Origin of the sequence: Gordonia sp. UBA7599, from assembly GCA_002477755.1 — a bacterium.
Taxonomy (GTDB): Bacteria; Actinomycetota; Actinomycetes; order Mycobacteriales; family Mycobacteriaceae; genus Gordonia.
Genome location: DLKD01000141.1, coordinates 1 through 10,138, shown reverse-complemented (window position 1 = coordinate 10,138; position 10,138 = coordinate 1). Strand labels below are relative to the sequence as shown.

The 10,138-nt window shown below is 68.1% G+C and carries 9 protein-coding genes, 1 tRNA gene and 2 pseudogenes; 2 read left to right on the top strand and 10 right to left on the bottom strand.

The window, feature by feature from the left end; translation table 11 throughout:
• The 9 genes and pseudogenes from B4L26_RS16605 to dcd all read right to left on the bottom strand — a co-directional run.
• A partial coding sequence (locus tag B4L26_RS16605; RefSeq protein ID WP_290720584.1) for an acetyl-CoA C-acetyltransferase occupies positions 1 to 1,190 on the bottom strand: 1,190 nt, incomplete at its 3' end.
• Positions 1,191 to 1,233: 43 nt separating this feature from the next.
• A complete protein-coding gene (locus B4L26_RS16600) occupies positions 1,234 to 2,484 on the bottom strand; it encodes an acetyl-CoA hydrolase/transferase family protein (protein WP_290720581.1) in 1,251 nt (416 codons plus the stop codon).
• A 10-nt stretch (positions 2,485 to 2,494) separates the two neighbouring features.
• Positions 2,495 to 2,612: pseudogene (locus B4L26_RS16595) on the bottom strand (serine/threonine protein kinase); the annotation flags it as partial.
• Positions 2,613 to 2,687: 75 nt separating this feature from the next.
• Positions 2,688 to 4,076, bottom strand: a complete 1,389-nt coding sequence (locus B4L26_RS16590) for an aldehyde dehydrogenase family protein (RefSeq protein WP_290720579.1) — start codon at positions 4,074 to 4,076, stop codon at positions 2,688 to 2,690.
• A 1-nt stretch (position 4,077) separates the two neighbouring features.
• Positions 4,078 to 4,309 (bottom strand): annotated as a pseudogene (locus B4L26_RS16585) (SDR family oxidoreductase); the annotation flags it as partial.
• 18 nt (positions 4,310 to 4,327) lie between these two features.
• Complete coding sequence (locus tag B4L26_RS16580) at positions 4,328 to 5,155, bottom strand: hypothetical protein (RefSeq protein WP_290720576.1); 828 nt, start codon at positions 5,153 to 5,155, stop codon at positions 4,328 to 4,330.
• An 82-nt stretch (positions 5,156 to 5,237) separates the two neighbouring features.
• Positions 5,238 to 6,425, bottom strand: coding sequence for an ATP-grasp domain-containing protein (locus B4L26_RS16575; RefSeq protein ID WP_290720574.1), 1,188 nt, complete (start codon positions 6,423 to 6,425; stop codon positions 5,238 to 5,240).
• Positions 6,422 to 7,840 (bottom strand): UDP-glucose dehydrogenase family protein, encoded by a 1,419-nt coding sequence (locus B4L26_RS16570; protein WP_290720572.1) that lies wholly within the window; start codon positions 7,838 to 7,840, stop codon positions 6,422 to 6,424. The genes B4L26_RS16575 and B4L26_RS16570 overlap by 4 nt, the downstream gene beginning before the upstream one ends.
• A gap of 57 nt (positions 7,841 to 7,897) precedes the next feature.
• Positions 7,898 to 8,467 carry a dCTP deaminase gene (gene dcd, locus B4L26_RS16565; protein ID WP_290720569.1) on the bottom strand — a complete coding sequence of 190 codons (570 nt, stop codon included), beginning with the start codon at positions 8,465 to 8,467 and terminating at the stop codon, positions 7,898 to 7,900.
• Positions 8,468 to 8,598: 131 nt separating this feature from the next.
• Here dcd and B4L26_RS16560 point away from each other — a divergent pair.
• Together B4L26_RS16560 and B4L26_RS16555 are read left to right on the top strand one after the other, a co-directional pair.
• A tRNA-Gly gene (locus B4L26_RS16560) sits at positions 8,599 to 8,672 on the top strand.
• 121 nt (positions 8,673 to 8,793) lie between these two features.
• Positions 8,794 to 9,870, top strand: coding sequence for a tyrosine-type recombinase/integrase (locus B4L26_RS16555; protein ID WP_290720567.1), 1,077 nt, complete (start codon positions 8,794 to 8,796; stop codon positions 9,868 to 9,870).
• Between the two features lie 69 nt (positions 9,871 to 9,939).
• Here B4L26_RS16555 and B4L26_RS16550 read toward each other — a convergent pair.
• Positions 9,940 to 10,138: hypothetical protein (locus tag B4L26_RS16550; protein ID WP_290720564.1), on the bottom strand; the 199-nt coding region annotated here is incomplete at its 5' end.

The following is a 10,138-nucleotide window of genomic DNA, read 5'->3' as shown; positions in this document are numbered from 1 at the left end:
ACGGCGGCCAGGCCCTGCCCGCCGCCGATGCACATGGTCTCCAACGCCCACCCGCCGCTGCGGCGGCGCAGCTCGTGCAGCATCGTCGCGAGGATCCGCCCGCCGGTGGCGCCGATCGGATGCCCCAGTGAGATGCCCGAACCGTTCACGTTCAGCCGGTCCTCGACGTCGGCGAGGGTAAGCCCCCACCCCTGCAGGACCGCGAGCACCTGCACGGCGAAGGCCTCGTTGACCTCGATCAGATCGAGATCGTCGAAGCCGATTCCAGCCCGCTCCAGCACCTTGTGGGCCGCACCGACCGGGCCGATCCCCATGCGGGACGGCTCGCACCCGACGGCCGCCCAACTGTCGAAGAAGGCGATCGGCTCCAGGCCCAGTTCGTCGAGCCGGTCCTCGGCGACGACGAGGCAGGCCGCCGCCGCATCGTTCTGCTGCGCGGCGTTGCCCGCGGTCACCGTGCCGCCCGGCATGATCGGGCGCAGCGCGGCGAGCGATTCGAGCGTGGTGTCCGCGCGCACGCCCTCGTCGCGGTCGAAGACCACCGGATCACCCTTGCGCTGGGGGATCTCGACAGGCACGATCTCGTCGTCGAAGAGTCCACCGGCCCACGCCGCTCCCGCCCGCTGCTGGCTGCGCACCGCATATGCGTCGGCCGCCTCGCGCGAGATCGAGAAATCCGACGCCAGGTTCTCGGCGGTCTCGATCATCCCGCTGATCTCACCGAACCGCCATGACGGTTGGGAGCGTTCGCGCCCGCGGTCGAGACGATCGTAGAGGACCTGGTTGCCCGAGCGTGATCCCCAGCGCGCCGTCGTCGTATACAGCTCGATGTTGCTCATCGATTCGACGCCGCCGGCCACGACCACGTCGGCCGCCCCGGTCTGCACGGTCATCGCCGCGGTGATGACCGCTTGCAGTCCGCCGCCGCAGCGCCGGTCGATCTGCAGACCCGGCACCTCGATCGGCAGGCCCGCATGAAGCGCCGCCCACCGGCCGATGCACGGCGCCTCGGAGTTCGCGTAGGACTGGGCGAAGGACACGTCCTCGATGCGGCCGGGGTCGATACCGGTACGGGCGACCACCTCCTTGAGCACGGTCGCGGCCAGGTCGGCGGCCGACACCGGGCGCAGGGCGCCACCGAACTTCCCGACCGCCGTTCGCAGGGGGGCGACAATCGCGGCACGTCTCACACGCTTCTCCTCATGCTGATGCTTCTTATCATGCTGATGCTTCTCACACTGATTCCAGGACCGATGCTGCTGCGTCGTCAAGGGCCCGACGATGGTCGGGGTGGGCGATGGCGATCATCGCCTCGACCCGCTCGGGCAGGGTCAGTCCACGCAGGTCCGCCACGCCGTACTCGGTGACGACGACGAGCTGCTCTGAGCGCGGCGTGGAAACCGGACCACCCAATCGTGCGACGATCCGCGAGGAGTCCCGCGCCACAGACGGCAGCGCGACGATCGGGACACCGCCGGGCGACCGGGCCGCACCGCGAAGGAAGTCACCGGCGCCGCCGACCGCGCCGACGTAACGCCCGCCGATCGCCTCGGCGTTCACCTGGCCGGTCAGGTCGACCTCGATCGCGGAGTTGATGGCGGCCAGCCGGTAGGACGACGCCAGCACGTCGGCGTCGTGGGTGTAGCGGGTGCCGGTGAGCCGCACCGCCGGATTGCGGTCGACCCAGCCGAACAGGCGGGCCGTGCCCACCAGCAGTCCGGTGACGGCGAGGCCCTGATCGCGGCTCTTGCGGCTACCGTTCACCACGCCCCGTTCGATCAGGTCGATGGCCGTGTCGTTGATGAGCCCCGAATGGATGCCGAGATCACGGTGGTCCCCCAGTGCCGCGAGCACCGCCTCCGGGATGGCGCCGATCCCGAACTGGAGAGTCGCGCCGTCCTCGACGAGCCCGGCGACGTTGCGGGCCACCGCCCGCGATCGGTCGTCGAATGCCGGGGTGGGCATTTCAGCCAGCGGCGCGTCGCTGTGCACGACGGCAGCGAACGATTCACGCGCCAACCGCCGCGAGCCGTTGGTGACCGGCACGTTCGGATTGATCTCGGCCAGGACGACCCGGGCCGTATCGATGGCGTCGGCGAAGTAGTCGTCGGCCACGCCCAACCGGTGGAAGCCGTCGGTGTCGGCCGGCGAGACCTGCACCAGCACCACGTCGGCGCGCAGCGCTCCCCCGCACAGCAGGGCGGGCAGGGTGGAGTAGTTGACCGGAAGGATCCGCAGGCGGCCGTCAGCATGCAGGCGTGCATTGGTGCCCGAGCCGCAATAGGAGACGACGTCGAGCCCGCCGACGGTCTGCGCGCTCAGGTTGGAGTCCGCGGGAATGCCGACGAAACACCTCAGCGCCCCGATCGTGTCCGCCTGATCGACGAGGAGCCGCGTGAGGGCGCGCGGCTCGGCGCACGCCTGGCCCCACACGACGGTGTCGCCGGGGCGGACGTGCTGCGCGAGGTCGAGGTGCTCGGTCACGTCAGTTGGTCCCGCCGAGGTCGTTGACGACGACCCGCACGCTCGGCAGCCAGCGTCAGGGCGTACTCGCGCCCCAGGCCGCCGCCCGCACCGGTGACGATGATGACCGTCCCGTCCACTCCGGGCATGCTTCTCCTTCGATTGTCAGTTCTTGCAATACGCGTCTCTGCGGTGCGCGCCTCGACAGTGCGCGGTCAACAGCCTCAGAACAGCTTGCGCATCAGTTTCTGCGTCTTGTCCGTGTACGGCGGATACATGAACGACAGATCGGGCTTGGCCGGCTTGCGCAGCACGGCCTTGCGGTGACTGAACGTCTGGAAGCCGTACTCACCGTGGTAGGCGCCGATTCCACTGGCCCCCACGCCGCCGAACGGCAGCGAGGGGATGAGGAAGTGCATGGCGATGTGGTTGATCACCGCGCCGCCGGCCGGGATGGCGTCGACGACTTTCTGAGCGGTCTCCTTCGAATTGCTGAAGACATACAGGCCCAGCGGTTTGTCACCGGCCTTGACGTGGGCGATCGCCTGGTCCACCGAGTCCACGGCCAAGATCGGGAGGATCGGTCCGAAGATCTCCTCGCGCATCAGCGGCTCGTCGACATCCGGGTCGACCACCACGGTCGGTTCGATAGCGAAGGCCGCGTTGTCGGTGCCGCCGCCGGCGGCGACGGTTCCCTTGCTGGCCCCCAGGTTGGCGACCAGCCGTTGGAACTGGCGCTCGTTCACGATGCGCTTCTCCGGTGGCTGCCCCTCGTTCAAATCGCGCAGCGACGCGGCGATCTTCGCTACCAGGGCGTCTTTGACCGAACGCTCCACCAGGATGTAGTCGGGCGCGATGCACGTCTGGCCGGAGTTCAACAGCTTGACCCAGGCGATGCGGCGGGCCGCGACGTCGAGATCCGCGTCGGCCGCGATGATGACCGGACTCTTGCCGCCCAGCTCGAGGGTGACCGGGGTCAGCGTCGCCGCCGCACCGGCCATGATCTTGCGGCCGATCTCGGTACCGCCGGTAAAGAACGCATGATCGAAGCCCAGCGAGAGCAACTCTTGGGTGACCTCCCCGTCGCCCTCGACGACCGTGACCGCCTTGGGATCGAGGTACTCGGGAATCAGGCGGGTCAGCAGCGTCGACGTCGCCGGGGCGAGCTCCGACGGCTTGACGACCACGCAGTTGCCGGCGGCGAGTGCGGCGACCAACGGCGAGAGGGTCAGCAGCACCGGGTAGTTCCACGGGCCGATGATCAGGGCGACGCCCAGCGGCTCGTACTGCACCCACGCCGAGGCCGGCTGCTGGGTCAGCGGGACACTGTGCTTCTTGGGCTTCATCCATTTGCGCAGGTTCTTGCGGATCTCGGCGATCTCACCTTTGAGCCCGACGATCTCGCCGAACCAGGAGTCGAAGGCGTTGCGTCCGAGGTCCTTCCCGATCGCCTCGGCGATGTCGGCTTCGCGCTCGACCACCAGGCGTTCGACGGCCTCCACCTGCGCCAGGCGCCAGGCGATGGGCTTGGTCGCGCCGCTGGCGAACACCTGGCGCAGACTGTTGACGGTTTCCGACAGTGCGCGGGTCGGTGCCGCTTCGTGAGTAGTCATCTCAGAACTCCGGGACGGGCACGCAACCCGATAGAACGGCGCCGCCGGTGCCGCCGTCAACGGTGATGCACTCACCGTTGATCGACCGCAGCATCGGAGGCGAGGAACAGGACGACATCGGCGATGTCCTCGGGCTCGGCGTAGCGACCGAGGAGTTCCTCGAGTCCGTCGATGGTGTCCTCCCCCATCGTCTCACGGAAATCCTGGAGGATGGGCGTGCGGACCGGACCCGGGTTGTGGTGCGGCTACGGCTACGGCAGCCGGATGGGTGGCAAGCCTGGGATCGGATTGCGCATCCAACGCCCCCGCGGGCGCGGGCGGACGTGATGGGCACGACGCGGTGCCGCCGACTCCTGCGCCTGCGCCTTCTTCGCCGGCTTGGCGATTTCGTGGCGTCCAATCGCGTCGAGCGCCAGGTCCTGACTCCCGGTATCAGGCACCGTCAACGGCACCGAGGCCTGCTGCGGTTCGTGGTTCGGACCGGGCGAGACGACGAAGAACGTCCCCAGGCCCACTCCGATCAACCCGACCGCAGCCGCTCCGAGCAACCGGGTCCGACCAGACACCCCGAAGTGCGTGGTCCGTCGCGCGGCGGCCACGGTCGGGATCACGACGGTGCGCTGCTCGTCGGGAAACCCGTCGGCAGCGTCGGTCGCGGCGGCGGTGTGCACGGCGAACTCCTGCGACGCCACAACGTCGACGGGGAACTGCGACGGCGGCACCGCCCAGGCACCGGTGCGGTCGGAGGTGTGCCGAACGGACGGGCGCTCGGCACGCGGCTTGCGGTGCTTGGAGGCAGCCTGATCGATGGTGCGGGTGAGGTGCGGCGCCACCGCGGCGAGATCCTCGCGGGTCACGAGGAACAGCGCAATGTGGTCCTCGCCCATCAAGAACACCGACGACGACGTGATCAACCGCTGGCGAGCCGTGACCATCAGGTCGAGGAGCTCCTCGTGTGCCTGCGCGGACTCGGGCATGGGCACGCGTCCGTCGGCGATCAAATGGGCCGCGAGGGCAAAGTTCACCTCCGGATCGGAGGCGGGCGTGAGCCGCACGTGTGGCCCGGACATCGTCTGCACCGGGCAAAAATAGCACGTCAACGCAGCGATCTGGGCTCCCGTGTGGCGACCACCACACCCGCGAAAACGTGTGGCGCAGAGCCTATTTCAGCGGCGAGCCGTCGTAGAGGATGTCGAAGAACTGCGCGGCTACGAGTTGCTCCTTGCTGCGCTCCTTGCCGGCCACGCGGCGGTAGGCCAGCACGTGGCGCAGGCTCAGTGCCGAGTAGACCAGCGGCATGATGTCGTTGGGCTGCGCGTAGACCGGCGACGAGCCCTTGGCGATCGCGTGGTCCTCCCGCAGCTTTCTCGGATGCTTGAGGGCATCGCGGACCACCGCGACCCGGATCGACCGCTTGCGGCCCGGCTCGACGACGACCAGGCCGTCCGGGTCGAACAGTGCTTTGTCGAACTCCTCGGCGGTGGCGATGGTGCAGCCGGCGGTCGGACGCGGGTTGCACTCGACCATGTAATGGGTGCCGTCCTCGGTGACCAGGTAGTCCATGCTGATCTGGCCCGTCCAGTTCAGCTCCTTGGCGATCTTCTGGACGGCCGCCAGCGACGCGTCGGTGTCGACGGACTGGAAGACGATGCCGCCGCGGTCGTCAATCGAGAGCGGGTGCTCGTAGCAGGAGTGGAGTACGACCTCGCCCTCGTGGACGACGCTCCAGCTGCAGCGGTCAGTGCCATCGAGGAACTCCTGGACCAGCCACGGGTCCTCGGTCGTCGGCTTGATGTCTTCGACGGCGGTCTCCCCCGCCAGCGGGCCGGTGTTGGTGATGATGTCCAGGCCACCGCGCCCGAACGCCGCGCGCGCGAACCAGTTGTCCCACTTCTGCGTCGCGGCCACGAACTCCTCGGCCGTGGTGCACACAATGGTCTCGGCGACCGGCAGGTCCAACCGCTTGCACAACGCGGCGAAGACGGTCTTGTCGTTCACCTCGAGTAGCGCGTCGAGCTCGGGGAAGAAGAGCGTGACGTCGCGGCCCTCCTGGATCTTCGCGCGGTTGGCCGCGAGGTAGAAGACCTCCTCGAAGGCCGGGAGGACAATGCTGATCTCCTCGTCGTCGATGATCTTGATGACATCGTCGACGAAGGCGTCGGGCTCCTGGGTCGGCGGCGCCGTGATCACCCGCTTGGAGACGCCCTTGGAGTGCAAGCCGGGCGACTCCTTGAACGTGTCGGTCGCCACGAGGTAGTGCCCCATGTCGAGGCCGAGCTTTCGGACCTCGTCCACCGCGAAGGGCATGCGGGCCGATGTGAGAAGAATGCGCGGTTCGCTCGATGTCATGCAAGCAAGCTAGCAATACCGGCTCGATTTTGTGCGGTGGCATCCGTTTTATCCCGACCGAACGCCGCACCTGTGCGGATGTACGGTCCGGGGACCGATTGCGAGCCCAGTACGCGGTAGTCCCAGCCGGCATCAGCCCAGGCTGTGCCGTCCAGGCAGCGCCGGGCGTCGACGATGAGCCGCCGTGCGACCAGATCCGACAATTCGACCGGCGGCATGTGGACGAACTCGGCCCATTCGGTGGCGACGATGACGACCTCGGCGCCGCGCGCGGCGGCGGCCGCCGACTCGGCGTAGCGCAGAGTCGGGAACGCGCGTGCCGCGTTGTGCATCGCCTTGGGGTCGAACACTGAAACGCGCGCCCCGCTCAATGACAGTCGGGCGGCGACCGCGAGCGCTGGGGAGTCGCGCACGTCGTCGCTCTCCGGTTTGAACGCCGCACCGAGCACCGCGATATTGCGGCCCAGCACCGATCCGTCGCAGGCCCGCTCGACAAGGGCTACTAGGGCATCGCGGCGGCGCATGTTGATCTCATCGACCTCGCGCAGCAGGCCCAGCACGGACCCGACCCCCAAGTCGTCGGCGCGCGCGGCGAAGGCGCGGATGTCCTTGGGTAGGCAACCCCCGCCAAATCCGAGTCCGGCGTTGAGGAACCGGCGCCCGATGCGCGGATCGTGACCGATCGCATCGGCCAGCGCCGTGACGTCGGCTCCGGTGGCCTCGCACATCTCGCTGATCGCATTGATGAACGAGATCTTCGTAGCCAAGAAGGCGTTGGCCGACACCTTGACCAGTTCGGCGGTCGCCCGATCCATCGTCAGGTATGGCGTCGGCTCATCAAGGATCACGCGGTAGACCTCGGCAAGCGTCTCCGCGGCATCGCTGCCGGGGCACTGTCGGGTGCCGACGACGATGCGGTCCGGATGCAGCGTGTCGTCGACGGCGAACCCCTCGCGCAGGAACTCCGGGTTCCAGGCGAGTTCGACGTCGGCGTCGCGGGTCAGCGCGGCGATCTCGTCGTCGAGCTCGGCGCACGTGCCGACCGGAACCGTCGACTTTCCGACGACCAAGTGGTGCCCGCGCAAGTGCCCGACCAATGCCCGGACCGCGGTGCGCAGCGCGGTGAGGTCGGCCGCCCCCGACGTCGGTTGCTGCGGCGTCCCGACGCAGAGGAAGTGGACGCGTGCGAGTCGTGCCGCCTCGGCGGTGTCGGTGGTGAAGCGCAGCCGGCCCGCGGCGATGTTGCGCCGCAGCACGTCGTCGAGACCCGGTTCGAAGAAGGGGGTTTCGCCCGCAGCCAGGGCGGCGGTCTTGGCGGCGTCGACATCGACGCCCAGCACGTCGTGGCCGAGCTCGGCCATGCAGGCGGCGTGGGTCGCCCCGAGGTATCCGCAGCCGATCACTGTCATTTTCATGACTTCATGGCTACCGGGGTCGCACGGCCCGCCGGTGACGCGACGCTGACCGCGGCGCTACGACTTGATGAAGTTCAGGTACGCCTTCGACGGGGTCGGGCCGCGCTGGCCCTGGTACTTCGAGCCGACCGCGGCGCTGCCGTACGGGTGCTCGGCCGGGCTGGACAGCTTGATCAGGCACAGCTGCCCGATCTTCATACCCGGCCACAGGGTGATCGGCAGATTGGCGACGTTGGAAAGCTCCAGAGTGATGTGTCCGGAGAACCCTGGATCGATGAAGCCAGCGGTCGAATGCGTCAGCAGGCCCAGCCGTCCCAACGACGACTTACCCTCGAGTCGCCCGGCCAAGTCGTCGGGCAAGGTGCAGACCTCAAGGGTGGAGCCGAGGACGAACTCGCCGGGGTGCAGCACGAACGGCTCGCCGTCGGCGCGCTCCACCAGCGTCGTCAGGTCGTCTTGGCGCTGCGCCGGATCGATGTGGGTGTAGCGCGTGTTGTTGAAGACACGGAACAGGCCGTCGAGGCGCACGTCCACGCTCGACGGCTGGACGAGGCCGGGTTCGAACGGCTCGATCTGCAGCCGACCGGAGTCGAGCTGGGCGCGGATATCGCGGTCGGAGAGCAGCACGGTTGCAAAGGCTATCGGATCGGTGCGCCGTGCCGCGCGGTTAGTGCAGCAGCCCTCGGTGCGACGCGCGGTGAACACCGCCGACCACTGCTTTGATAGGGTGTGATTCGCGCGAGGCCAAGGCCTCACAGGCCGATGTAGTTTAGTGGTAGAACATCAGCTTCCCAAGCTGAGAGTGCGGGTTCGATTCCCGTCATCGGCTCCAAAACATGCAGGTCAGAGCTGTAAATGTGCGATAGTAGGGCTGTGGCAACACCTCACGGCAACACAGTTCCGCGTTTCGCGCAGGTAGGCACCCGATCTGCGTGCCCGTCAGGCGGCATCTGATGGCGTCCATCCAGTCGCGCAAGCACAAGGACGGCAGCGTCACCCACCGCGTCCTGTGGCGCGACGGCGGCCGCCAACGCTCCCTCACCTTCGAAGACATCACCTCCGCCGAAGGGTTCCGCAGCAACATCGACGCCTACGGGTCAACTGAAGCGCTCGCCATCCTCGACATCACCGACACCTCCGACGAACAGACCCTCGGCGAATGGGTCGACCAGTACGTCGACACCCTGGCCGGGATCGGCGACGGCACCCGCAAGCAGTACCGCCGCTACGCAGCCCACGACCTCGCCGCGCTGCGCCCCCTGCCACTACCGGCGATCACCGAGACCACCGTCAAGAAGTGGCTCCTCGACCTCGAAGTCAGCAAGGCCGCGGGCAAGACGGTGCAGAACAAGCACGCATTCCTGTCCGGCGCGCTGAAGGCGGCGGTACGGGGCGGGCTCATCGACCGAAATCCCTGCGAGGGGCAGCGCATCAAACGCACCGAGCGCCGAGAGATGGTGATGCTGTCGCGCGACGAGTTCGACCAGGTGCACGCCGCCATCGGGCGCGAACTGTGGGCCGACCTCGCGATGTGGCTGGTGTCGACCGGTATGCGGTTCGGGGAGGCGACCGCGCTGCGCGCCACCGACGTCGACCTCGATGCCGGCACCTGCCGGATCGCCCGCGCGTGGAAACGGTCCGAACAAGGGTGGGAGGTCGGTCCGCCGAAGACGCGGCGGTCGGTGCGCACCATCAACCTGCCCGCGCCTGCGGTCGACGTGGCGCGGCGCCGTGCGGCCGACGGCGGCGAGTACATGTTCGTCAACGGTGCCGGGTCACCGGTACGTCAGCAGAACTTCTTCAACGAGGCATGGAGCGAAGCCCGCAAGGCCCTCGCGCCGAAGACTCCGCGCATCCACGATCTGCGCCACACCTGCGCCTCTTGGATGATCGGCGCCGGGGTGCCGCTGGTCGTCGTATCCCGCCATCTCGGGCACGAGGACATCACCACGACCGCCAACACGTACAGCCACGTCGATCGGGCGTCGGGCAAAGCCGCGGCCGATGCGATCAGCAAAATCCTGGGCTAGGAACGACGAAAAGGCCCCCGGCTCTCGACGGTGAAGTCGAGAGCCGGGGGCCAGAATTCGGACGTGGATCTACAGGTATTCGCGCAGCTCCTCGGGCACTTCGGGATGGGGGTGGCCGGGTGCGATGTCCGACAGCGCGGCGGCCAACCGTCGGATGTAGCCGATGGCCGCCCAGAAGCGGCGTTTCTGATCGGTCAACTGCACTTCGAGGTCGGCGACCGTCTTGGACAGCGTGTCAATGCGCTCGTCGGTGACGCGCCGGTACTCC